Raw genomic sequence first — 23,019 nt, forward strand, 5'->3', positions numbered from 1 at the left:
CACGCAACCTGCGGATGAGACATCACGCAACGCTGGACGAATTGCCTCTTTATCGACACGCGGATGCAGGTAGAGTGCGGCAGAATTTCAATCGATCCGTTTGGAGCTGATGCTCGCACGCCTGTTCGTGATCTTCGGTGGCCTGTTCGTGCTGGTGCTGTGTGCGGCACTGGTGGTGCCGTATTTTGTCGACTGGACCGGCTACCGCGCCGAATTCGAGCGCGAGGCCAGCGCCATCCTCGGCCGCAAGGTGACGGTGCAGGGCGATGCCACGGCGCGGCTGTTGCCGTTTCCCTCGGTGACCTTTTCCAACGTCACCGTCGCCGGTGGCCCGAATGGCCAGCCGGCCATGACCGTCGAGACGTTTTCGATGGATGCGGAGCTGGCGCCCTTCCTGCGTGGCGAGGTGCTGATCTTCGACATGCGGCTGGTGCGGCCGCAAGCGACCATCGATATTGCCAGCAACGGTACCGTCGACTGGGCGATGCGACCGTCCTCGCCCTTCGACCTCAACCAGATCTCGATCGAAAAGCTGACGGTGACGGAAGGGCAGATCAAACTCAGCCATGCCGCCGGCGGACGCAGCCATCTCATTTCCGAGATCAATTCGACGATCTCGGCCAAGTCGCTGGCCGGGCCATGGCGCATGGACGGCACACTGCGGCTCGACGGCCTTCGTACCACGGTCGTGGCGTCCACTGGCAAGGCCGAAGGCACCGGGCAGATGCGGCTTCGGCTGAAGGCCGATCCCGATGCCTATCCGCTGGTCATCGAAACCGACGGCAATGCCGGCATCGTCAAAGGTGCCGCCGTCTACTCCGGCCAGTTCAAGATCTCCGGTGCCGACAAGAACAGCGCCGCGCTGCGCGGCAACGACGGCGAGACGGTGAAGGTCAGTGCTGGCAAGCCCGATCCGGGCTTTCGGCTGAACGGCAAGTTTTCGCTCGACCACCAGAAGCTCGGTGTCGACGAATTCCGCTTCGAGACCGGTCCGCTCGACAACCCGTACACCGCCGACGGCAAGGCTTCGGTCGATCTCGGTCTGAAGCCGAGCTTCGCCATCGAGGCCAGTGGCGCGCAGGTGCAGTTCGACGAGGCGGTGGGCGCCGAGGCCGGCGCCGGCGCGACGCTCGACCAGCGCATCGCGGCGCTTGAGCAAGCGTTGCACGAGCTGCCGAAGCCGACCATACCGGGCACCGTCGAGGTCAAGCTGCCGGCGGTGGTCGCCGGCGACACCACGGTGCGCGACGTCCATCTTTCCGCCCAGCCGACCGATGGCGGCTGGTTGGTGGAATCGCTCGCCGCGACACTGCCTGGCCGCACCACGCTGGAAGCCAATGGCATGCTCAGCGTCGAGAATCATTTCGGCTTCACCGGCTCGCTGCTGCTGGCGGTGGCGCAACCTTCAGGCTTTGCCGCCTGGCTGTCGAAGGATGTCGACGAGGCGATCCGCCGTCTGCCCGCGGCCGGTTTCAAGGCCACGGTCGATCTCACGGAAAAGCGCCAGGCCTTCAGCGATCTCGAACTGATCCTGGGCAAGGCGAAGTTTTCCGGCAGTATCGATTCCAGCCAGCCCGACGATGCCAAACCGTCGGTGCTGATGCGGCTCGAAGGCGGTGAGCTTGATGTCGACGGGCTGGCAGCCTTCGCTTCGATCTTCGTCAGCGACAAGGGCGCCAACCGCTTTGCCGACCGCGACCTGGATTTCCAGATCAAGGCCGGGCCGGTCAGCGCCGGGGGCCTGACCGCCGACACGGTCGACACGGCGTTGAGGCTGCGCGACGGGTTGCTTGAAATCGACCGACTGTCGCTGGGCGGGTTGGCCGGCGCCTCGATCAGCGCCACCGGCCGGATCAAGGATTTTCCGGCAAGTCCGACCGGCAAGCTCGACGCTTCGGTGGTTGCCGTCGATCTCAAGCCTCTGGTCGATGTCGCCGCCCAGCACTATCCCGACAATGCCGTGCTGAAGGGGCTTTCGAGCCGTGCAGCGGCCTATCCCGAGCTGTTCCAGGATGCGCGTGTCGACCTTGTGGCAAGTGCCGCCGACAATGGCGATGGCACCACGGGGCTGGCGGTGAGCGGCCAAGGCAAGGCCGGTGGCTCGGCCTTTTCGGCGTCGCTGTCGGGGAAGGGAGCAGCGGACAAGTTGCTCGAAGCGCCGGTGACGCTGACCTTCAACGCCAGGAACCCTGACGCCACCGCCCTGCTGGCGCTCTACGGCCTGCCGGCGCTGCCGCTCGGCATGCTGGGCGAGGCGAGCACGGACGTTCAGGCCAAGGGCACGCTTGGCGGCGGCCTGGCGACGACTTTCAGCCTCGCCGGCAACGACTTCAAGGCCGGTTTCGAGGGAACCGTTGCGGACACGCCGCAAGGGGCTACCGTCAAAGGCAAGCTCAGCCTCGACGCCGCCGACATCGAGCCGTGGCTGATGACGACCGGCATCGGCCTGCCCGGCATGGGCGCTGGCATGTCGGCGTCACTCGCGGCGCAGGGCGACTATGGCAACGGCCTGTTGGTGCTGGACAATCTCAGCGGCGCCCTAAACGAGGCGGCGGTGTCCGGCGACGTCAATGTCGAGGTCAAGGACGGCGTGCCGCATCTGGCCGGCGCGCTGGTGCTCGACGAACTTGATCTTGATCCGATGGCGGTGGCGCTGTTCGGCGATTCCGCTTTCCTTGCCAATAAGAGTGGGGGCGACAAGAATGGCGGCTGGCCGGCTGCTCCGTTCAGCCAGAAATCCAGCCTGCCATTCACCGCCGACCTCGACCTGACGACGGCGGCACTTGCCGCCGGGCCGTTCGCCACCGCCTATGACGCCGGCTTTTCGCTCAAACTCGACCAGGAAGGCATCCGGGTTTCTGACCTCAAGGCGAAATTCCTCAATGGTGCGCTGACAGGCCTGTTCGAATTGAAGAACAATGACGGCACCGGACTTTTCACCGGCCAGATGAAACTGGCCGGCGCCGATCTGGCGACCGTGCTGCCAAATGCCGGCATCAGCGGCAGTGGCGACTTTTCGACGGCGCTGTCGACCAGCGGCAAGTCGGTCGATGCGATGGTGGCCGCTCTGTCCGGCTCCGGCACGGCGGCGCTGAAGGGCTTGCAGGTCGCCGGCGTCAATCCCGATGCGTTCAACGCGCTTCTTGCCAAGGCGGATGTGATAGGGCGCGACATCGACGCGGCCAAGACCGCCGCCTTCGCGCCGCAAATCGCCGCCGATGGCAGTTTTGCCGCCAAGGATACATCTGTCGCCTTCACGGTTGCCGGCGGCACGGTGCGGGCACCGCCGATCAGCCTGGAAAATCCCGCGGCGACCTTGTCCGCCGACATTATTGCGGACCTCAACACAGCCATGGTTTCCGCCAAGGGAGCGATCACCTATCGGCCAGGCGACGACGCGCTGGTCGGCTCCGAGCCGGTCGTGAACTTCACCGCCGAGGGTCCGTTCGGCGCCGTGAAACGGCAGTTCGACAGTGAGCCGCTGGCACAGTTCCTGACCCAGCGCGCGCTGGAAAGGGAACAGCAGCGCGTCGAGGCGATGCAGGCGGCGCTGCTCGAAAAGCAGCGGCTGCGGCGCGAGGTGCGCTACTACGCGGCGTTGCAGGACGAACGCGACAGGGCGGCCGAGGAACTGCGCCAACAGGAGGAAGCGGCGCGGCTGAAAGCCGAGGCCGACGCCAGGGCAAAGGCCCAAGCAGATGCGCAGGCCCAGGCTGAAGCGGATGCAAAGGCGAAAGCCGATGCCGAAGCGAAAGCCCAAGCAGATGCCGAGGCCGCGGCCCAGCAGCAGGCCGCCGACGAGGCAGCCAAGGCGCAGGCCGACGAGCAGGAGCGGCAGAAGGCGGAGGAGGCGAGACGCATCGCCTCGCAGGAAAAGGCAAGGCTCGAGGCCGAACGCAAGGCCGCGCAGCAGGCGCCGAAGGTGGAGCGTGCGCCGCTGCCGGAGGCCAACGACAACCCGCCGCCGGCCAAGCCGAAGTCCAACCCGTTCACCATCGACAATCTGCTGAAGTCGTTGCAGTAGCACAAACTGCCGACCGGCGCGCTGAACGATTGCCTCAGAGGACGGACATCTCGGCGCTGTCCGCAACGTAGCGAGCGTGACGAAAATCGCGAATGGCGGCAAGCCTGCCCGCCTGCCATCCCAGCAGCACGAAGTAGGAAGGCCGCGCCGTCGGATCACTTGGATCGCAGACAAGGACTGCCGGCCTGCCTTCGACGAAGCCCGGCACGAAACGCCAATCCTGGACCGACGAATAATTGCGGAAGTAGGTGCCCACTTGCCCGCGGCCATTCAGCCGCGCCCTGGCCACCAGGTCCAGCCGCACCTCGTCCGCCAGCATGTCGCGCACCGCGTCGAAATCGCGGGCGTTGAAGCGATCGATGTAGGCGTCGAGGAGCAGGCGCTCGGACGCACTCAGCCTGGGGGAAGGGCGATCCTCGGGTTCATCGGCGAGCTGGCGCAGGCGGCCGCGGCCACGATGCAGCGCCGCCTTGATGGCCGGAATGCTGGTGTCGAGCATGGCGCTGATCTCCTGCAGCGAATAGCCCAGGACATCCATCATGATGATGCTGCTTCGCTGTGCGACGGGAAGGCGCATGAAGGTGTGCAGGCCGGCGGCCGCGGCCTGACGATCGACGGTGGGGTTGGCCGGGTCGACGATCATGTCCGGATCCTCATCGGAAAAGGCCTTTTCACGGGCGCGACGGCGCAGGAAATCAAGCGCCGCATTGTGGGCGATGCGGAACAGCCAACCTTCCGGATTCGCTATCGGGCCGGTGTTGGGCAGGGCTTCGAACGCCTTGGCCAGGGCTTCCTGCAGCACGTCTTCACCGTCGATGGCCGAGCCCGTCATGCGGGCGCAGTAGCGGTGCAGCTTGGGGCGCAATTCCCCGAACAGGCGATCGAAGGGATCGCGGATATCGCCAGGGATGTTCATGCGCCTCTATCCCGACTACTCGCCCAGCATCCGATAGCTGCCTACGACGGTCATTTCGTCACGTTGAGGGCGCTCAACGCAACGGTCCCGGATGCCGTTCTGAAAGGCCTCGAATGCCGCAAGCCCGGTGATGAGTTCGGCATGGGCATCAGTTTCCGTTTCGACCAGATGGACAAAGGTCCCGTCGCCGGCCCGCAAGGTCATATAGCGAACGCCGTCCGGAGATTTATCGCTCAGTTCCTGGAATACGGCCTTGATCAGCCGCTCGTTCTCATCGGCCAGCTCCGGCTTGGTCTTGTAGCGTATCAGGTGGCGTTTCATCGTGGTTGTTCCTTGAATCGTGTTTCGCCTTGCCGGCCCACTCCTGTCGAGACGTTCCCGGGAAGCCCAAGGATTCAGGGTGCCAGGAATAATTTGCTGCCGTGCCGCAACGATGCCGGCGCGTCACTCGCGGACGAGCAGGCGCTTGAGCATGGGTTCGATGCGTGACAGCTCGTCGAGATGTGCTGCCGACAGCTCGGCCAGACAATCGTCGGCGCGCTCGGTCAGCCGCAGCAGCACACGGCGATGGTCATCCTTGTCCTGATCTCTTGCCACCAGCCCTGCCTCGCAAAGGCGATTGACCAGCTCGACGGCGCTGTGATGGCGAATGCGAAGGCGCTCCGCCAGATCGCCAATCGTCACCGGTCCGCCGCCCGGGAATCCCTTGATTGCAAGCAGCGCCTGATGCTGGCGCGGCGTCAGGCCGGCGTCTTCCGCCTGGATCTGGCTGAATTCGAGGAAGCGCCGGATCAGGTAGCGAAATTCGGACAGCCGCTGGTAGTCGGACTGCTTGATCGCCGGGCGTAGTTTCTGTGGCTGCGTCATACCAGACATTTGTTCGTTTTCCAGGAAAGCTCAAACGGATTTCGCGCAAAAGCGACTTGAATATTTATATCGTGTTACGATACATAGCCAGCCGACAAAGCCGGCTGGCCGCCTCGACCATGCCGCGAGATACGGCTCGCCGCCAGAAAGCAAAGTCCGTCATGAAGCCCAATCACTCCAATCCCGGTCATCTCAGGGATTTCACCACCGATGCCAGGGTGCTGCTGGTCGCCGCCATCGCCGTGGTGGTGGCGACTGCGGGGCTGTTTGCCGGCATCGCGCTTTTGAAACTGATCCGTCTTGCCACCAACATTGCCTATTTTGGCCAGTTCACGCTTGCCGATATGAAGCTGCAGGACACGCCTTTGGGTTATGCCTCTGTTGTCGTCCCGGTGATCGGCGCGCTGATCATCGGCGTGATGGCGCGCTTCGGCAGCGAGAAGATCCGCGGCCACGGTATTCCGGAGGCCATCGAGGCGATCCTGCTCGGGCGCTCAAGGCTCGACGCCAAGGTTGCGATCCTGAAGCCGCTGTCGTCGGCGATTTCGATCGGCTCGGGCGGCCCGTTCGGGGCCGAGGGCCCGATCATCATGACGGGCGGCGCGATCGGCTCGCTGATCGCACAAATGCTGCCGGTCAGCGACAATGAGCGCAAGACGCTGCTGGTGGCAGGTGCGGCGGCCGGCATGACCACGGTCTTCGGCACACCGATCGCGGCCATCATGCTGGCGGTCGAACTGCTGCTTTTCGAATGGACCCCGCGCAGCTTCATTCCCGTGGCGGTCGCGGCAATCATTGCGGAGGTCGAGCGCACCATGCTGCATCTGCCCGGGCCGATCTTTCCGTTTCAGGGCGGCATGGAGGTGTCCTTTGTCGGGCTTGCCGGCTGGGTCTCGATCGGCGTTGCGGCCGGCCTGTTGTCGGGGCTGCTGACGCAGATGGTCTATGCCTGCGAGGACGGCTTCCAGAAGCTGCCCATTCACTGGATGTGGTGGCCGATGCTGGGCGGCCTGGTGGTCGGCATAGGCGGATTGATCGAGCCACAGGCGCTCGGCGTCGGCTATGACAACATCACCGACATGCTGGACGGCCGCACGGTCGCCACCGCGGCACTTATCCTCCTTGTGGTGAAAGCCATCATCTGGTCGGTGGCGCTCGGTTCGGGAACGTCCGGGGGCGTGCTGGCACCTCTGCTGATCATGGGCGGTGCGATGGGAGCGGTGCTCGCCGGCATTCTGCCTGCGGCCGATCCGGGCTTCTGGGCGCTGCTTGCCATGGCCGCCACCATGGGCGGCACGATGCGGGCGCCGCTGACCGCAACCTTCTTTGCCGTCGAGCTGACCGGCAACACGCACATGCTGGTGCCGCTGATCGCGGCCTGCGCGGCGGCACATGCCGTCACCGTCCTTTTGATGAAGCGTTCGATCCTGACCGAGAAGATCGCCAGAAGGGGACACCATCTGGTTCGCGAATACCGTGTCGATCCCTTCGCCCTGACCAGGGTGCGCGAGGTGATGACCTCTCAAGTCGAGAGCGTGCCGGCGACGATGACGCTGCATGGCGCGGCGGCGTTCCTGACGGCGCCGGAAACGCGGCATCCGAGCTTTCCCGTCGTCGACGAGAACGGGCATGTGATCGGTCTCATCGATCCGCCGGCAATCCTGCGCTGGAGACGCGCCGGCAGGCACCGTACCACGACGCTTGGCGAGCTGCTGGCCGGCAGCAAGATCACGCTGGCCTATCCGGATGAATATCTGGAGGGTCTCTCCGACAAGCTGCTGCTGGCCAACGTGTCCCATCTGCCCGTCGTCACCCGAGAGGGCCTGCAGCTGGTCGGTTATGTCGGCTGGAAGGATCTGATGCGCGTGCGGTCGAGGAAACAGGCCGAGGAACGCGATCGCTCGACCCTGCTTGGTTTCGGCACCAGACGCAGGAAAAAGGCGGACGCGGTCGAGAGCCTCTAGGAGCAATTCCAGGAAAAGGGTTTAGCGGTTTTCCGTCCGAAAGTGCTTCAAACAACGAGTTAGAGCGGTTCGCCGTTTCCGGGAAGTGTCTAGCGGTTTCCGTCCGGAAGTGCGTAAAGACAAAGATTTAGCCGGCGCCGCGCTTTGCCCACTCCAGGACAACGAGCCGGAGCGCCGAGGACAGGTTGGTGTCGCGGGGCCGCGTCTCGTCGACTTCGGCGACAAGAGCGGCGAGCGTCAGCTTCCTGATCGCTGCGATCGCGACGAGATCGTCATAGAAGGGCTTTTCCAGCGAATAGCTGGTGCGGTGACCGCGAATGGTCACCGAGCGCTTTTCCACGGCGCTCACCGCGGAGTGCTCATTTTGCTTTAAGCATCTGATTCATCCGAAAGCCGCTGCGCGCTTTTCGGTCCGAAGCTCTGGTTGTCTTTGTCGTCAAAGGGTTCGCGACGGTGGCCAGCGACGAATTTGTCGCTCTTGTCGGCGATCATGCGGTCGCGTTCCTTTTCGGCCTTGGAACGACCGTGCAGCGCCCGGTTCTGTTCGGCGACGCGCAGTTTCTCGTCCCGCGCCTTCTGCTTGCGGGCCTGGCGGAGGTTGACGATGTCGGCCATGGCGCGAGGCGTGGACTATTTCTTGCGGAAGGCGTCGAGCGAGACCACTTCGGCGCCCTTGGTGGCGGCGTCGGCAGCAGCGGGCTTCTTCTCCGACTCGGCGGTGGCGGCCTTCTTCTCGGCCTTCGGCTTTTTCTCGGAGACGATGGTCAGTGGCTCTGGCGAGGCTTCAGCGGCTAGTTCCTCGGCTGCGACACCGTCCGTCTTGACGTCGAATTCGAGTTCGAAATTGACCGAAGGATCGTAGAAGCCGCGTACGGCCGAGAAGGGGATTTCGAGTTTCTCCGGCACGTCGGAGAAGGACAGGCCGACCTCGAAGCCGGTGTCGGTCACCTTCAGGTCCCAATACTGGAACTGGATGACGATGGTCATCTGCTCGGGATAGCGCTCGCGCAGCCGCGACGACACGCGCACGCCCGGCGCGCCGGTCAGAAAGGTGATGAAAAAGTGGTGGTTGCCGGGAAGGCCGGTGCGCGCGACTTCGGCCAGGACCTTGCGCATGACGCCGCGCAACGCCTCCTGGGCGAGAATGTCGTAGCGGATGTGGTCGTCGGCCATGTGGCGGTCGGGTTCCGTTGAATCGTCCGCATAGCTGTAATCAAGCTTGAGCGCGGCGTAAACCGCATATAGATCACCTCCGCACCGAGACGAGGACTATTGCCGACGATTTGATCGCTCAGGCGCTGGCCAGCGCGGCCTGCTTTTCAGCCAATGCGACGGACCGGCGCTTGCCAAACGCACGCAGGAAGGTGCGCACGCCATTGGTCGCCGACTGGAGCACCTCGTCCTCGCTCGGCGTGCCGCCGAGCATGAAGGTCGTTTGCAGCTCGGCATTGACGAGGCCGAGAAACTGGCGTGCCGCTACATCGGGATCCTCGATCGCGAGGTAACCGCCATAAGCTAGCCGCGCGAAGCGGGCGGCGATTGCCGGCCATGTCCGGCCTGGGCCCTGCTCGAGCCACTCGGCAAACAGTTCGGGATAGCGCTCGCCTTCGGTCTGGATCAGCTTGCGCAGGAATTTTCCGTCGCGGTTGCAGATGCAGTTCTGGTTCAAGCGCACGGCAAAGCCGATCAGATCGGCCTCGAGGTCCTTGGGTTGATCGGGGAAGGTGGCAATGGTGGCGAAAATGCCGGTATTGCAGCGCTCGGTCAGATCGCGCACCACGGCGACGAACAATTTTTCCTTGTCGCCATGATGGTTATAGACGGTCTGGCGTGAGACGCCGGCCTCGACCGCGATCAGGTCGATGTTGGCGCCGGCATAACCTTCGCGACAGAAGACTCCAGCTGCGGCGTCGACGATCGATATGCGCTTGGCCTCATGGCCACGTGGCGGGAAAGTGTCAGGAGAAACGTGCAGCTTCATAGAAATCTATATAGAGGTGATTGACGAATTAGACAAGAGTGTCTAAATTTGTGGACACAATACGAAGAGATTTCGCTCCGGAGAGACGAAGAGAATTCGCTCTTGGAGAGTCGGAATTTCAGGGGATGGAACGTCCTTGGGTTACCCGCCGGCCCGCGGCGGTAACCAGATTCGAAAGAAGCCTTTATCATGAGTCCCAAATTCCTCCGCATTGCGGTCGTGCTCGGCTTGTTGTCCGCCATCGGCCCGTTCGCCATCGACATGTATCTTCCCGCGCTGCCTTCGATCGGCGCGGATCTGCACGCCGGCACCGCCGCCGTGCAGATGAGCCTGTTGATCTTCTTCCTGTCGATGGGTTTTGGCCAAATCGTCGTTGGGCCGATCTCCGACATGGTCGGCCGCAAGCTGCCGCTCTATGGCGGCCTTGCGCTGTTCATGATCGGCGGCATCGGTTCGGCAATGGCGCCGACCATCGAATGGCTGATCGCTTTCCGCTTCCTGCAGGGCCTTGGCGCCAGCGCCGGCATGGCCATTCCACGCGCCATCGTGCGTGACCTGCACACCGGCAATGAGGCTGCCAAGCTGATGTCGCTGCTGATGCTGGTGTTTTCGGTGTCGCCGATCCTGGCGCCGCTGACCGGCAGCCAGATCATCGAGAATTTCGGCTGGCGCGCCGTGTTCTGGACGGTGACGGGTGCGGCAGTGCTTGCCACCATCCTGTTGGCGACGTCGCTCAAGGAGACGCGGCCGGTGGAAGACCGGGCCGGTTCCTCCTTTGCAACTGCGCTTTCCGGCTACCGCTTCCTGATGGGCGACCGCAACTTCCTCGGTCTGGTGGCGATCGCCGGTTTCGGCATTGCGAGTTTCTTCGTCTATCTGTCGAGCTCGTCGTTCATCCTGATCGACCATTACGGGCTTTCGCCTTCGGTCTACAGCGTGTTCTTCTCGATCAATGCGGTCGCCTTCATCGGCATGTCGCAGCTGACGGGTCTGCTGGCCGAGCGCTTCGGGCTGCGGCGCGTGGTGCGTGTCGCCGTGACTGGCTACGCGACGACGATGGTGGTGCTGTTCGCGGTGATAGCGACAGGCATCGACCGGCTTGACGTGATGGCGGCGCTGCTGTTCGTCGGCTACGGCTTTCTCGGCCTGGTGATCCCGACCACCTCCGTGCTGGCCATGGAAGAGCATGGCGAGATCGCCGGCACGGCTTCGGCATTGATGGGCACGCTGCACTTCGCCATCGGTGCGGTGGCCATGGGCGTCGCCGGGGTGTTCTTCGACGGTACGCCGCTGCCGATGGTGGCCGGCATCACGCTCTGTGCGGTGATCTCCTTCACGCTGGCCAAGGTCACGCTCGGCCGCTCGCGCGAAGCCACCGAGGCGCCGGCGGAATAAACAATTACAATCCACGAAAAGGCCGGGCTCGCCCGGCCTTTTCTATCGCAATCCTGCCTCGGTCAGCACAAATCGCAGCCGGACCTCGATCGGCGCCAATGGCAGCGGCACCAGCTCATAACCCAGTTCCGAATAGACGCCGGCCAGCGCATGATAGGTGCGCTCGGCCTCGTCGAGCGTCTGCTTTCTCTCGGCATCCTGCGTGAAGACGTCAGGCCATGGCGGAGCAATGAAGACGCGGCCGGCATAGCGGAAGCGTTCGGCGGCATGCATGACGTGCTCGGGAACGGGCAGGTCGGTCAGGCGCAGATAACCAAGCGTGTCCGGTACGCCGCGATCAAAAAAGACCGGGCCTGAGTGTTCGCATGCGACCTGATAGGAGCGCATCTCCCACGACAGCATCAACTCTGCGAACAGCGCGCGATCGTGCCAAGGCAGGGCGGTCCCGCCTATGGCGGACTGGTCGCGGATAATGGCGCGGCCGGCTTCGACCGAGGTGGCGAAGCCTGCCCGGCGCAAGGCTTCGATCAATGTCGTCTTGCCGGAGCCGGGACCACCGGTCAGCACGAAGAATCGATCGGAATTGTTTTGCATCTTTTGTCCATGGAGACGGGCACGCGGTGCTGCGCCCTTCGCGGCCATGGCTGTGCAAAGGGGCTGATCAGCCGAAGCTGTCGTTGCGCGTGAGGCGTATTGAAAGAGGGGAGAAGTGGAGGTTTCTGTTGCCAGGTACCTCCGAACCCCGCCTAGAAGTGCGAACCTCTAGGACTTGAATTGAAGCTATCGCACCGCATTAAGCAGCGAGACGTGCTTCCGCATAGTTGTCGTTGGCAACTATAAGTTTAGCCCGATGACGGTGGTACAATGCCGGGCAAAAGTACGATCTTTACACCTTCGTCGATCCTATTTCGCCCCCAGCAAAAACCGCCGTGTCTCAGCAGCGGCTTTTGGTGGAGGCGCCGGGTACCGCCCCCGGGTCCGAACGGCTTATTTCATCGCCCATTTATCGCCATAGTCGGTCAAGCCGACAAAACGAATATAGGGGCCGATGGTGGAAAATGAAAGGCCGCAATGGCACTTTGTCCCCATACCAAAACCGCATTGCCAAGGGTTGACTTGGGCGCGGTCTCAACCGAAGCTTTGCAACGGTGAGGAGTTACCGACCTAGCGCACAGGTTGCAGCAGCGCGCCACAGCCCTCATCGATCAGATTCGTGGCGCCGACGAGGGGAATTCTGATGGCCGACTATCTTGCAGACGTGAAGAAATACGACGCCGCGGCAAGCGCCGACGTGGTCGACAAGATCGTGAAGCATCTGGGCATTGCGCTCAGGAACCGCGATTCCTCGCTGGTGTCCTGCACCGACCCTAAGGAGCTCGACCGCGTCAAGGCCGGCTGGGTGTCAAAAAAGCTTGGCATATCAGACGACAAGAAGGCTGATGCGTCGATCGAAAAGGTCTGCAAGGCGATGGCCGCCGACAACACCAAGAACCGGGTGACTTTCTACTATCTGGTCGCCAAGGACCTGGGCAAACTCGGCTCCCTCTGAGACCTTTTGATAATTCTACTCTGGCGGCCGACTAGCGCGGTTTTCTGCGCTTCCGGTGCTCACGTACTTTAGTACGCTCCGCTCCGGTTCTCGAAAACCACGCTATTCGACTCGCCAGAGCGAATTCTGAAAAGGTCTCTCCGCCGGGGAAGACTTCAGACAAGCGTAGCGTCAACTCACACATGCGCTATGATTGGTGAAATCTCGAATCGAGCCGGAAACCGATGCGCCAATATCTCGACCTCTTGCAGCATGTGCTGGACAACGGCGCCGATCGCGGCGACCGCACCGGCACTGGTACGCGCTCCGTGTTTGGCTACCAGATGCGTTTCGATCTGGCGCGCGGCTTTCCCGTCACCACCACCAAGAAGCTGCACTTGAAGTCGATCATCCATGAACTGCTGTGGTTCCTGGCCGGCGACACCAACATCAAATACCTCACCGACCATGGCGTTTCGATCTGGGACGAATGGGCCGACGAGAATGGTGATCTCGGCCCGGTCTACGGCAAGCAATGGCGCTCGTGGCCGGATGGCCATGGCGGTTCCATCGACCAGATAGCAAATCTCTTGAAAGAGATACGCCGCAATCCTCAATCGCGGCGGCTGATCGTTTCAGCCTGGAACCCGGCCGAAGTGGAAGCCATGGCGCTGCCGCCATGCCACTGCCTGTTCCAGTTCTATGTTTCCGAGGGTCGGCTTTCTTGCCAGCTCTACCAGCGCTCCGCCGATATCTTCCTCGGCGTGCCGTTCAACATCGCTTCCTACGCGCTGCTGACGTTGATGGTGGCGCAGGTGACCGGGCTGAAGCCAGGTGATTTCGTCCATACGCTCGGTGACGCGCATCTCTACGCGAACCATTTCGAACAGGCGCGCGAACAATTGCAGCGCACGCCAAGGGCGCTGCCGACAATGTGGATCAATCCGGAGGTGAAGGACCTGTTCGCCTTCCGCTTCGAGGATTTCCGGTTGGAAAACTACGTCGCCGATGCGACTATCAAGGCGCCGATCGCGGTCTAAGTTCCGCCGATCGGCTTACCCTCGAAATCAGGCACCGATCAGTCGATGCCGACCATCACATCCGAAGCCTTGATCACGGCATAGGCCTGCTTGCCCTTTTCGAGCTCAAGATCGGCGACGGCCTCGTTGGTGATCGAAGCGGTCACGACGGCGTCTCCAATGTCGATCCTGACATGCGAGGTGGTGGCTCCCTTGACGATCTCGGTGATCGTTCCCTTGAGGATATTGCGGGCGCTGATCTTCATCGGAGTTTCCTTTTCCAAGGTTTCTTTGCCCGTCTTACCAGAACAATCGATGTCGCACAGGGGTGCGGGGCCTTCCCTTGTTATATTCATGCGGATATATCGGTTGGCAGGCTTCGAGCCGATCGGATTTCAAACCCAGGGGAGTTTTCCATGACGCGCAAAGGTTTCGGATTGAGGGCGATCGCGATTGGTGGTTTTGCCGCGGCACTGATGGCGGCAATGCCGGCCGCGCATGCGGAAGACAAGGTGGTGGTGTTTGCCGCGGCCAGCCTCAAGGACGCGCTCGACGCGGTGAACAAGGCATGCGAGGCCGATGTCGGCGAAGCGGCGACCGTCTCCTACGCCGCAAGCTCGGCGCTGGCCAAGCAGATCGAGGGCGGCGCACCTGCCGACGTCTTTATTTCGGCCGACCTCGACTGGATGAAATATCTCTCCGACAAGAAGCTGACCAAGCCGGACACCGAAGTGAAGCTGCTCGGCAACGAGATCGTGCTGGTGGCGCCGAAGGACTCGACGGTTGAAGCCAAGATCGAAAAGGGTTTTGACCTTGCCAAGCTGATTGGCGACGGCAAGCTTGCCATGGGCGACTTCAAGGCTGTGCCGGCCGGCAAATACGGCAAGGCCGCGCTTGAATCGCTCGGTGTCTGGTCGTCGGTCGAAGGCAAGGTGGCGCAGGCCGAGAATGTGCGCGCGGCGCTGAAGCTGGTTTCGACCGGCGAAGCCGCCCTCGGCATCGTCTACGCCACCGACGCGCATGCCGAGAAGGGCGTCAAGGTGGTCGGCACCTTCCCGGAGGATTCGCATCCGCCGATCATCTATCCGGTTGCCCAGACCGCCGATTCGAAGGACAAGGATACGCCGGCTTTCCTGAAATGCCTGCAGTCGGGCAAGGCTGGTGCGCTGTTCAAGGAGCAGGGATTTACCGTCCTGACGCCGAGCAATTGAGGTACGAAACCAACGCATGAACTGGCTGCTGGACCTCACTCCCGACGAATGGAATGCGGTCCGGCTGTCGATCAAGGTGGCGACGGTGGCGATGCTCGCCAGCCTGCCGCCGGGCATATTGATCGCGCTGCTGCTTGCCCGAGGACAATTCTGGGGCAAGACGCTGGTCAACGGCCTGGTCCATCTGCCGCTGATTCTGCCGCCGGTGGTGACGGGCTATCTGCTGCTGCTGACCTTCGGTAAGCGAGGGCCGGCCGGCGCCTTCCTGGCCGAGCATTTTGGCATCGTCTTCTCGTTTCGCTGGACGGGTGCGGCGCTCGCTTGCGGCGTCATGGGCTTTCCCCTGATGGTGCGCGCCATCCGGCTGTCGATCGAGGCGGTTGACCGCAAGATGGAAGCGGCGGCGGGAACGCTCGGCGCAAATCCCTACTGGGTGTTCGCCACCATCACGCTGCCGCTGATCCTGCCCGGATTGATCGCCGGCGCCATCCTGGCTTTTGCCAAGGCGATGGGCGAGTTCGGCGCGACCATCACCTTCGTGTCCAACATCCCCAACGAGACGCAGACACTGCCGTCGGCGATCTATACCTTCACGCAAGTGCCGGGCGGTGACGAAGGCGCGCTCAGGCTAACGCTGATCTCCATTGTCATCTCGATGGCCGCACTGGTCGCTTCGGAGGTGCTGGCACGGCGTGTCGGCCGGCGGATGGACATTGAATGACCGTCCTTGTCGACATCAGCCATCGCCTCGGCGATTTCAACCTCGATGTTCGCTTCGAGAGCGCCGGGCGGCTGACGGCGTTGTTCGGACCCTCCGGATCCGGCAAGACGACGCTGATCGACATGATCGCCGGGCTGATCCGGCCCGACAAAGGGCGCATCGAGGTCGATGGCCGCGTGCTGGTCGACACCGGCGCTGGCATTTTCGTGCCAAAGCACAAGCGCCGCATCGGCATGGTGTTTCAGGATGCGCGGCTGTTTCCGCATATGAGCGTGGCCAGCAATTTGCGCTATGGCCGCTGGTTCACGCCGGCAACGGAGCGCTACGCCGAGATGGATGCCGTTGTCGAATTGCTCGGCATTGGACCGCTGCTGCACAGGCGACCGGCAAGGCTCTCGGGCGGCGAGAAGCAGCGGGTGGCGATCGGCAGGGCGTTGCTGGCCAGCCCTAGATTGCTGCTCATGGACGAACCGCTGGCCTCGCTCGACGAGGCGCGCAAGGCCGAGATCCTGCCCTATATCGAGCGGCTGCGCGACGAGACGAAAATCCCGATCGTCTATGTCAGCCATTCGGTTGCCGAGGTGGCTCGGCTGGCCACCGACGTGGTGACGCTGGCGCAAGGCCATGTCATCGCCAGCGGACCAACAGAGGCGGTGATGCAAAGGCTCGACCTGCTGCCGGCGGAGGAGCGCGCCGAGGGCGGCGCCGTGCTGGACACGAAGGTGCTGCACCATGACGAGATTTTCGGCATGACCGTGCTCGGCTCGGCCGCCGGCGAGATCCGGGTGCCGCGGCTGGCGATGAAGACAGGGGCGCGTGTGCGCGTCCGCATCCGCGCCCGCGACGTGATGATCGCAACGGAGAAACCGACAGGCCTCAGCGCGCTCAACATTCTGCCGGGCACCATCGTCGCCATCAGTCCGGGCGAGGGCGCGACAGTCGAGGTCGGCATCGACTGCAACGGCGCAACCGTGCTTGCCCGCATCACCGAGCAGTCGCGGCAGGGGCTGAAGCTTCGGCTCGGCGGCAAGGTTTTCGCGGTGGTCAAGACGGTGAGTTTCGACCGGGCAAACACCGGCGCCGGCCTGCCCGTCGAAGTGGACGGCTGACCATCGCTATGTTTTTTTGGAATAGCGGTATCGCTGAAGAGCTTCTAGTATGGGATCGGGCGTGACCGCGGAGGAGCCGAAATGCCGTCGCTGAGCTTGCGGATAAATCTAGACCCCGACGGGCGCATCGGACCGGGCAAAATCGAGCTTCTCGAGCAGATCGCCGCCTTCGGGTCGATCTCTGCGGCCGCGCGTGGCATGGAAATGTCCTACAAGCATGCCTGGGACCTGGTCGAGGACATGAACCGGGTGTTCGGCAAGCCGCTGGTTGCGGCGCAGACCGGTGGCCGCAAGGGCGGCGGCGCGCAACTGACGGCGGTGGGGCTTGCGGTTGTCAGCCGCTTCCGCGCCATCGAGCGCGCGGCTGCGGCTGCGGCTGCGACGCATATGGAGGCATTGCAGGCTGAAATCGACGCCGGGTGAGAGCTGCCGAGCGGAGGATGGGACGCCCAGTTCACGGCGCCAACCAGAGGCCGACAGGGCGGTGCCAACAACATCATCGCAACGGTTGCTTTGTGCGCTCGCGGGCCAGTTGTCCGGCTCCGGATTCTTGGTTAGAATTGGCATCTCTTGGTTAGACGACACGTTGATGCACAGCAGATCGGCCCCCTGAGCACTCGATACATCGAGGAAACTGAGGCCATGATCTTGGAAGCAGCGCAGCACTAGCAACAACTCAACACGACGAGGTGCTGCGCGATGAGGGTACTGCATCGGCTCACGAACGTCTGGCGGCTATTGCCTCGCGCAATGCGGGCGCGGCTTGCCTCGCTTCCCCTGTTGAGAAGACTGCTGCCGCTGCTCAGGCGCGGGCTAATTCGAATGGACGCCGGCTCCACAGAGTTTCACCGAAACGACCTGACTGCCCTTGTCGGACGCAAATCAGCCCTTGAGATCGGGCCTTTCACCAACCCAACGCTTCGGGGTCCAAACGTCAGATATCTCGACGTCTTGGACAAGCAGGGCCTGATCAAGAGGGCGGATGCGGTCGGCTACCCATACTCCACCGCCCCTATGGATATCGACTATGTCTCCAGCACCGGCGATTTGGGTATCGTCGCCGAGACGTTTGACTTCTGCCTGAGCAGTCACTGCATCGAGCATCAGCCGGATCTGATCCACCATCTGAGACAGGTCGAGAGGATTCTCGTGCCGACAGGCAGATACCTCCTGATTGTACCGGACAAGCGCTATTGCTTCGATCACTTCATTCCAGAGAGCTCAATTGCAGATTTCATCAACGCTCGGGGCAACAGCGTTCACAGCGTAAAGAGCGTCATCGAACACAGAGCCCTGATCACGCACAATGACGCTGCCCGTCATTGGGCCGGAGATCATGGGCTGCCGGTTTATCGGCGGAATATTGCTGCCGTCTCCGTGGCCATGAGCGAATATGACAATTCCGGCGGGGCATACGTCGATGTTCACGCGTGGCAATTTACGCCGCAAAGCTTCCGCGACGGCATAGAGGCACTTTCCAATCTCGGTCTCATCGGGCTGGATGTCGAGCAAGTCTATGCCACGCCGCACGACAACTTTGAATTCTGCGCAATTTTGAAACGACGGCAGGCGTAGGTCGCTAGGTTTGGACCTTCGGTTCCTGAAAATTACCGATCGTCCTGCGGCTCGCCAGGCTTGCGCAGCAGATACGTATCCATGATCCAGCCCTTTTGCAGACGGGCTTCCTCGCGGACCCTTTCGATCTCCGGGCCGACATCGCCGATCCGGCCCGAGAGAATAATCTCGTCCGCTGTGCCGAGATAGGCGCCCCAATGGATAGCGACATCCTTGTCGGCAAGCGTGTTGAACGCGCATTTTCCGTCCAGCATGACGACGGTGCTGCCGGCATTGTCGGCCAGGCCCTCCTGGGAGAGGCGGCGGCCGGTGGTGACGAGGACGGAATCGCCAATGCGGTTCAGCGCCATTTTGTGGCTGGCGGCAAGCGCCTGGATAGCGGTGATGCCTGGAATGACCTCCAGTTCGAACGCGACATTGCCTCTCAGGCGCACGCGCTCGAGGATTCGCAGCGCGCTGTCGTAGAGCGAGGGATCGCCCCAGATCAGAAAGGCGCCGCAGCCATCTTGCGCAATCTCGTCGCGGATCAGGGCTTCGTAGATGGCGGCAATGGCCTCGTGCCAGTCGTCGACCGTCGAGCGGTAGGAGGGCGCCGGCTCGGCGCGCACCGGCACGTCGAATTCGACGCGGCGCGACTTCGGGTTGGTGACGAAGCGATCGCAGATCTGGCGGCGCAGGTCGGCAAGGTCGTTCTTTTTCGCGCCCTTGTCGGGGATGAACAGCACGTCGGCGCGGTTGAGGCCGTTTATGGCCTGAACGGTCATGTGGTCTGGATTGCCGGCGCCGATGCCGATGACGAGAAGCTTGCGCATGGAACGATCTCCTGCCCGATCGAAACCTGTTAGTCCAGAGCGTCATGGCGCGCCCGCGGATGCGGAAGGGCTTTGAAACGCCACATTGAAACGGCTAGGGTCGTGTCGGCATTCTAGCCGAGGGGGCTTCCATGTTGCGATACGTCCTGACCGCCGTGCTGGCGCTTTCAGCCGCGCCTGCATTCGCCAATGATTCGGTTGCCGAGCTCGGCACCGGCGGCCTGATCCTGTCGCGCAGCGATGCCGTGTCGATGCAAAGCGAGGACCTCTTCATCTCGCCGCAAAAGGTGACGGTCGACTACGTCTTCCACAACAACACCGACAAGGATGTCGACGCGATCGTCGCTTTCCCGATGCCCGACATTTCTGGCGATCCCGAGGAGATGCCGGCGATCCCTGAAAATCAGAGCGACAATTTTCTCGGCTTCGAGGTGACGATCGACGGAGTCGCCGCCAAGCCCCAGCTCGAGCAGAAGGTGTTCGCGCTCGGCATCGACATCGGTGCCGATCTGAAGGCTCAGAATGTGCCGTTCAACCCGTTCGGCGACGAGGCGAAGGCCGCATTGGCAAAGCTGCCGCAAGCGGTGGCCGACGATTGGGTCAACCGCGGCATCATCATCGAGGACACGATTGACGACAGCCCCGGCGCGAAACCCAACTACGCGCCGTTCTGGCAATTGCGGTCGACCTACTGGTGGCGCTCGACCTTTCCGGCCAACAAGGACGTTCATGTCTCGCACCGTTACAAGCCGAGCGTCGGCGGCACGTCTTCGGTCAGCTTTTACTTCGACGGCAAGTTCCAGGGCCAATACGCCAGCTACAAGACGCGTTACTGCATGGACGACACCTTCGAGAACTCGGTGCGCAAGGCGGCGAAGGATGGTCCAGACGGCTATCCCCAGTACAACGAAAGCCGCATCGCCTATATCCTGACCACCGGCGGCAACTGGGCGGCGGGCACCATCGGCAAGTTCAAGCTGACCGTCGACAAGGTCAATCCGAAAGCGCTGGTCTCGTTCTGCGGCGACAATGTCAAAAAGGTCGGGCCGACGACGTTCGAGATGACGGCAGACGATTTCTATCCCGAGCACGACATCGACATCCTGCTTCTCGATCCGACGGCCAGCAATGGCGGGGAGGCCAACTGATGCATGTCGCGATTTATGTTGCCATTGCCGAGAACGGCGTGATCGGGCGGGATGGCGGGCTGCCCTGGCGGCTGTCCACCGATCTCAAGCGCTTCAAGGCCGACACGATGGGCAAGCCGATCATCATGGGCCGCAAGACCTTTGAAGGCATCGGCCGGCCACTGCCGGGCAGACTGAACATCGTGGTCACCCGCGACAAGGCCTGGCGCGCCGAGGGTATCGAGGTGGCGCATTCACTCGAAGCCGCGATCCAACTGGCGAGGGTGCGCGGGCGCTGCATGGTCGGTGTGGACGAGGTCTGCGTCATCGGCGGCGGCGAAATCTACGCCCAGGCGCTGCCGCTGGCCGACCGGCTGCACGTCACCCATGTGCTGGCAGCGGTCGACGGCGATGCGCATTTCCCGCCGATCGATCCCAATTCCTGGCGTATGGTCAGCTCACAGGAGATTCCGGCGGGGGAAAAGGACAGCCACGCGACGCGCTATTCGGTTTACGAGCGACGCCGCGACGTGCATTGAAAGACGACAAAGGGTCGCGACCGGGCCAAATCGGACGAAGTCGGCAACGCATCGCGTTGAAAGCGTCTCGTGGCGTCCCTATAGAAGAACGATACTGGATTTCGCGCCATAATACCGGCGCTTGAGGGAATTCCATGCGAAAGGACATTCATGCCCTGGAACGATAAAAGCGGCGGCGGCGGCCCATGGGGCGGCGGCGGCAACAATCAGGGACCCTGGGGGCAGGGACCAAAGGGACCGAGCGGCCCGCAGGGCTCGCCTCCCGATCTCGAAGACATCATCCGCCGCGGCCAGGACAGGCTACGGCGCGCACTGCCGGGTGGCGGTGGCGCAAGCCCGGCTATTTTCGCGCTGATCGCGGCCGCACTTGTGGTGCTGTGGGCGTTCCAGGCGGTTTACACCGTGCAGCCCGATGAGGTCGCGGTTGAACTGCGCTTCGGCAAGCCGAAGGCCGAACTGTCGCAGCCCGGCCTGCATTTCCATTGGTGGCCGCTCGAAACCGTCGAGACGGCCAAGATTTCCGAACAGCTCGTCGATATTGGCGGCGGCAACACCAGCGGCAACGGCTTGATGCTTTCGGGCGACCAGAACATCGTCAACGTCCAGTTCTCCGTAGCCTATCAGGTCTCCGACCCCCGAGCCTATCTGTTCGACGTCTCCGATCCCGACGGCATGCTGCGGCAGGTTGCCGAAAGCGCCATGCGCGAAGCCGTCGGCCGCCGGCCGGCGCAGGACATCTTCCGCGATGACCGCCAGGGCATCGCCGCCTCGGTTCGCGAGATCATCCAGACCACTCTGGATGGCTACAAGGCCGGCCTCAACGTCAATGCCGTCTCGATCGAGGATGCAGCACCGCCACGCGAGGTGGCCGATGCGTTCGACGAGGTGCAGCGTGCCGAGCAGGACGAGGACAAGTTCGTCGAGCAGGCCAACCAGTACTCCAACCAGAAGCTCGGCCAGGCGCGCGGCGAGGCCGCACAGGTTCGCGAAGACGCGGCCGCCTACAAGAACCGGGTCGTGCAGGAAGCCGAAGGTGAGGCGCAGCGCTTCATCTCCGTCTATGACGAATATGCCAAGGCGCCGGATGTGACACGCAAGCGCCTCTATCTGGAAACCATGGAGAGAGTTCTGAAGGATTCGAACAAGGTGATCGTCGAGCAGGGCAACGGGCAAGGGGTCGTTCCCTATCTGCCGCTGCCGGCATTGCAGCCGAAGGCGCCGGCACCGGCCGCCCCTGCTGCCGTTACGGGAGGTAACCAGTAATGGCCAATCGTCTCCCCATCATCGTCGTCGCCGTGGCGATCATCCTGTTCCTGCTCTACTCGTCGGTGTTCGTGGTCAATGCGCGCCAGCAGGCGCTGGTGCTCAGGTTCGGCGAGATCGTCGACGTCAAGAGCGAACCCGGCATCTACTTCAAGGCGCCGTTCTCGTTCTTCGACGCCGATACGGTGCAGCTGATCGAGAACCGTGTGCTGCGCTTCGACCTCGACAACATCCGCGTCCAGGTGTCGGGCGGCAAGTTCTATGAGGTCGATGCCTTCATCGCCTATCGCATCTCGGACCCGCGCGTCTTCCGTGCCGCCGTGTCCGGTCAGATCGAACTGGCCGAAGCCCGGCTCAGGACGCGTCTCGACGCTGCCTTGCGCCGTGTCTACGGTCTGCGCGATTTCGAGGCCGCGCTCTCCGAACAGCGCGCCGTAATGATGCGCGAAGTCCGCGATCAGCTCCGGCCCGACGCCACGTCGCTCGGCCTGCAGATCGAGGATGTGCGCATCCGCCGTACCGATCTCACCGCGGAAGTCTCGCAACAGACTTACGACCGCATGAAGGCCGAACGCCTGGCAGAGGCTGCGCGGCTGAGGGCACGCGGCAACGAAGCGGCACAGCGCATCACGGCTCGCGCCGATCGCGAAGTGGTCGAGATCGTTGCCGAAGCGCGCAAAGAGTCGGAAATCCTGCGAGGCGAGGGTGAAGCCCAGCGCAGCGCCACCTTCGCGGAAGCGTATAAGCGCGACCCGGCCTTCTTCGATTTCTATCGGTCGATGAACGCCTATGGCACGGCGCTGGACAACACCGGGACGACCATGGTGCTGTCGCCTAACTCGGAGTTCTTCCGGTTCTTCCGCGATCCTGATGGCAAGGAGGCGCCGGCGAAGCCGGTTTCACCGGCACCCGCCGCGCCGGCGACGGCACCTGCCGCGCCGGCGGCACAGCCCAGCACCAGCCCGTAG

General features: G+C 62.8%; 24 protein-coding genes and 1 other RNA gene. 14 read left to right on the plus strand and 11 right to left on the minus strand.

Going from position 1 to position 23,019, the window contains the following annotated elements; all coding sequences use genetic code 11:
* Positions 1 to 109: 109 nt before the first annotated feature.
* Positions 110 to 4,024 carry an AsmA family protein gene (locus tag AC1DYW_RS17265; RefSeq protein WP_477227024.1) on the plus strand — a complete coding sequence of 1,305 codons (3,915 nt, stop codon included), beginning with the start codon at positions 110 to 112 and terminating at the stop codon, positions 4,022 to 4,024.
* Between the two features lie 34 nt (positions 4,025 to 4,058).
* Here AC1DYW_RS17265 and AC1DYW_RS17270 read toward each other — a convergent pair whose 3' ends face one another.
* The 3 genes from AC1DYW_RS17270 to AC1DYW_RS17280 all read right to left on the minus strand — a co-directional run bounded on the left by AC1DYW_RS17270 (position 4,059) and on the right by AC1DYW_RS17280 (position 5,816).
* The gene (locus tag AC1DYW_RS17270) at positions 4,059 to 4,940 is read right to left on the minus strand and encodes a sigma-70 family RNA polymerase sigma factor (protein ID WP_477227025.1); all 882 of its coding nucleotides are present in this window, start codon (positions 4,938 to 4,940) and stop codon (positions 4,059 to 4,061) included.
* Between the two features lie 15 nt (positions 4,941 to 4,955).
* On the minus strand, positions 4,956 to 5,261 hold the full coding sequence (locus tag AC1DYW_RS17275) for a hypothetical protein (protein ID WP_477227026.1): 306 nt from the start codon (positions 5,259 to 5,261) through the stop codon (positions 4,956 to 4,958).
* Positions 5,262 to 5,384: 123 nt separating this feature from the next.
* On the minus strand, positions 5,385 to 5,816 hold the full coding sequence (locus tag AC1DYW_RS17280) for a MarR family winged helix-turn-helix transcriptional regulator (RefSeq protein WP_477227027.1): 432 nt from the start codon (positions 5,814 to 5,816) through the stop codon (positions 5,385 to 5,387).
* Positions 5,817 to 5,968: 152 nt separating this feature from the next.
* On the opposite strand from AC1DYW_RS17280, the gene AC1DYW_RS17285 reads away from it, so the two are divergent.
* Positions 5,969 to 7,771 (plus strand): chloride channel protein, encoded by a 1,803-nt coding sequence (locus AC1DYW_RS17285; protein WP_477227028.1) that lies wholly within the window; start codon positions 5,969 to 5,971, stop codon positions 7,769 to 7,771.
* A gap of 127 nt (positions 7,772 to 7,898) precedes the next feature.
* Here AC1DYW_RS17285 and AC1DYW_RS17290 read toward each other — a convergent pair whose 3' ends face one another.
* From AC1DYW_RS17290 to AC1DYW_RS17305, 4 genes are all read right to left on the minus strand, one after another.
* Positions 7,899 to 8,120, minus strand: a complete 222-nt coding sequence (locus AC1DYW_RS17290) for a ribbon-helix-helix domain-containing protein (protein ID WP_477227029.1) — start codon at positions 8,118 to 8,120, stop codon at positions 7,899 to 7,901.
* Between the two features lie 20 nt (positions 8,121 to 8,140).
* Positions 8,141 to 8,386 carry a DUF4169 family protein gene (locus AC1DYW_RS17295; RefSeq protein WP_477227030.1) on the minus strand — a complete coding sequence of 82 codons (246 nt, stop codon included), beginning with the start codon at positions 8,384 to 8,386 and terminating at the stop codon, positions 8,141 to 8,143.
* A 15-nt stretch (positions 8,387 to 8,401) separates the two neighbouring features.
* On the minus strand, positions 8,402 to 8,944 hold the full coding sequence (locus AC1DYW_RS17300) for an SspB family protein (RefSeq protein WP_477227031.1): 543 nt from the start codon (positions 8,942 to 8,944) through the stop codon (positions 8,402 to 8,404).
* A 118-nt stretch (positions 8,945 to 9,062) separates the two neighbouring features.
* The gene (locus AC1DYW_RS17305; RefSeq protein ID WP_477227032.1) at positions 9,063 to 9,752 is read right to left on the minus strand and encodes a TetR/AcrR family transcriptional regulator; all 690 of its coding nucleotides are present in this window, start codon (positions 9,750 to 9,752) and stop codon (positions 9,063 to 9,065) included.
* Positions 9,753 to 9,941: 189 nt separating this feature from the next.
* Here AC1DYW_RS17305 and AC1DYW_RS17310 point away from each other — a divergent pair, with 189 nt between their 5' ends.
* Entirely contained in the window at positions 9,942 to 11,147 is a 1,206-nt protein-coding gene (locus tag AC1DYW_RS17310) for a multidrug effflux MFS transporter (RefSeq protein ID WP_477227033.1), read from the plus strand.
* A 42-nt stretch (positions 11,148 to 11,189) separates the two neighbouring features.
* Here the strand turns inward: AC1DYW_RS17310 and AC1DYW_RS17315 are convergent, their stop codons facing one another.
* A complete protein-coding gene (locus AC1DYW_RS17315) occupies positions 11,190 to 11,741 on the minus strand; it encodes an AAA family ATPase (RefSeq protein ID WP_477227034.1) in 552 nt (183 codons plus the stop codon).
* Between the two features lie 114 nt (positions 11,742 to 11,855).
* Positions 11,856 to 12,215: a transfer-messenger RNA gene (gene ssrA, locus AC1DYW_RS17320) on the minus strand.
* A 169-nt stretch (positions 12,216 to 12,384) separates the two neighbouring features.
* Between ssrA and AC1DYW_RS17325 the strand changes: the two genes are divergently transcribed.
* Both AC1DYW_RS17325 and AC1DYW_RS17330 read left to right on the plus strand, forming a co-directional pair.
* On the plus strand, positions 12,385 to 12,696 hold the full coding sequence (locus tag AC1DYW_RS17325) for a DUF2853 family protein (protein ID WP_095087099.1): 312 nt from the start codon (positions 12,385 to 12,387) through the stop codon (positions 12,694 to 12,696).
* Between the two features lie 224 nt (positions 12,697 to 12,920).
* On the plus strand, positions 12,921 to 13,715 hold the full coding sequence (locus tag AC1DYW_RS17330; RefSeq protein ID WP_477227035.1) for a thymidylate synthase: 795 nt from the start codon (positions 12,921 to 12,923) through the stop codon (positions 13,713 to 13,715).
* Positions 13,716 to 13,753: 38 nt separating this feature from the next.
* On the opposite strand, the gene AC1DYW_RS17335 is transcribed toward AC1DYW_RS17330, so the two are convergent.
* Positions 13,754 to 13,960 (minus strand): TOBE domain-containing protein, encoded by a 207-nt coding sequence (locus AC1DYW_RS17335; protein WP_477227036.1) that lies wholly within the window; start codon positions 13,958 to 13,960, stop codon positions 13,754 to 13,756.
* Positions 13,961 to 14,110: 150 nt separating this feature from the next.
* Between AC1DYW_RS17335 and modA the strand changes: the two genes are divergently transcribed.
* From modA to AC1DYW_RS17360, 5 genes are all read left to right on the plus strand, one after another.
* Positions 14,111 to 14,905, plus strand: a complete 795-nt coding sequence (gene modA, locus AC1DYW_RS17340; RefSeq protein ID WP_477227037.1) for a molybdate ABC transporter substrate-binding protein — start codon at positions 14,111 to 14,113, stop codon at positions 14,903 to 14,905.
* 16 nt (positions 14,906 to 14,921) lie between these two features.
* On the plus strand, positions 14,922 to 15,626 hold the full coding sequence (gene modB, locus AC1DYW_RS17345; RefSeq protein WP_095087107.1) for a molybdate ABC transporter permease subunit: 705 nt from the start codon (positions 14,922 to 14,924) through the stop codon (positions 15,624 to 15,626).
* Positions 15,623 to 16,735, plus strand: a complete 1,113-nt coding sequence (gene modC / locus AC1DYW_RS17350; protein ID WP_477227038.1) for a molybdenum ABC transporter ATP-binding protein — start codon at positions 15,623 to 15,625, stop codon at positions 16,733 to 16,735. The genes modB and modC overlap by 4 nt, the downstream gene beginning before the upstream one ends.
* Positions 16,736 to 16,816: 81 nt before the next feature.
* Positions 16,817 to 17,158, plus strand: a complete 342-nt coding sequence (locus AC1DYW_RS17355) for a winged helix-turn-helix domain-containing protein (RefSeq protein ID WP_095087111.1) — start codon at positions 16,817 to 16,819, stop codon at positions 17,156 to 17,158.
* Between the two features lie 399 nt (positions 17,159 to 17,557).
* The gene (locus AC1DYW_RS17360; protein ID WP_477227039.1) at positions 17,558 to 18,310 is read left to right on the plus strand and encodes a methyltransferase domain-containing protein; all 753 of its coding nucleotides are present in this window, start codon (positions 17,558 to 17,560) and stop codon (positions 18,308 to 18,310) included.
* Positions 18,311 to 18,342: 32 nt separating this feature from the next.
* On the opposite strand, the gene cobF is transcribed toward AC1DYW_RS17360, so the two are convergent.
* Positions 18,343 to 19,122, minus strand: a complete 780-nt coding sequence (cobF, locus tag AC1DYW_RS17365) for a precorrin-6A synthase (deacetylating) (protein ID WP_477227040.1) — start codon at positions 19,120 to 19,122, stop codon at positions 18,343 to 18,345.
* Between the two features lie 131 nt (positions 19,123 to 19,253).
* Here cobF and AC1DYW_RS17370 point away from each other — a divergent pair, with 131 nt between their 5' ends.
* The 4 genes from AC1DYW_RS17370 to hflC all read left to right on the plus strand — a co-directional run bounded on the left by AC1DYW_RS17370 (position 19,254) and on the right by hflC (position 23,019).
* Positions 19,254 to 20,270 carry a DUF4424 domain-containing protein gene (locus tag AC1DYW_RS17370; RefSeq protein ID WP_477227041.1) on the plus strand — a complete coding sequence of 339 codons (1,017 nt, stop codon included), beginning with the start codon at positions 19,254 to 19,256 and terminating at the stop codon, positions 20,268 to 20,270.
* Positions 20,270 to 20,788, plus strand: a complete 519-nt coding sequence (locus AC1DYW_RS17375; protein ID WP_477227042.1) for a dihydrofolate reductase — start codon at positions 20,270 to 20,272, stop codon at positions 20,786 to 20,788. Before AC1DYW_RS17370 ends, AC1DYW_RS17375 begins: the two co-directional genes overlap by 1 nt.
* A gap of 150 nt (positions 20,789 to 20,938) precedes the next feature.
* Positions 20,939 to 22,051: an FtsH protease activity modulator HflK gene (hflK, locus tag AC1DYW_RS17380; RefSeq protein ID WP_095087121.1), complete on the plus strand. Its 1,113-nt coding sequence runs from the start codon at positions 20,939 to 20,941 to the stop codon at positions 22,049 to 22,051.
* Positions 22,051 to 23,019, plus strand: a complete 969-nt coding sequence (gene hflC, locus AC1DYW_RS17385) for a protease modulator HflC (protein WP_095087123.1) — start codon at positions 22,051 to 22,053, stop codon at positions 23,017 to 23,019. The genes hflK and hflC overlap by 1 nt, the downstream gene beginning before the upstream one ends.

This window comes from Mesorhizobium sp. P2_D5 (genome assembly GCF_056404355.1).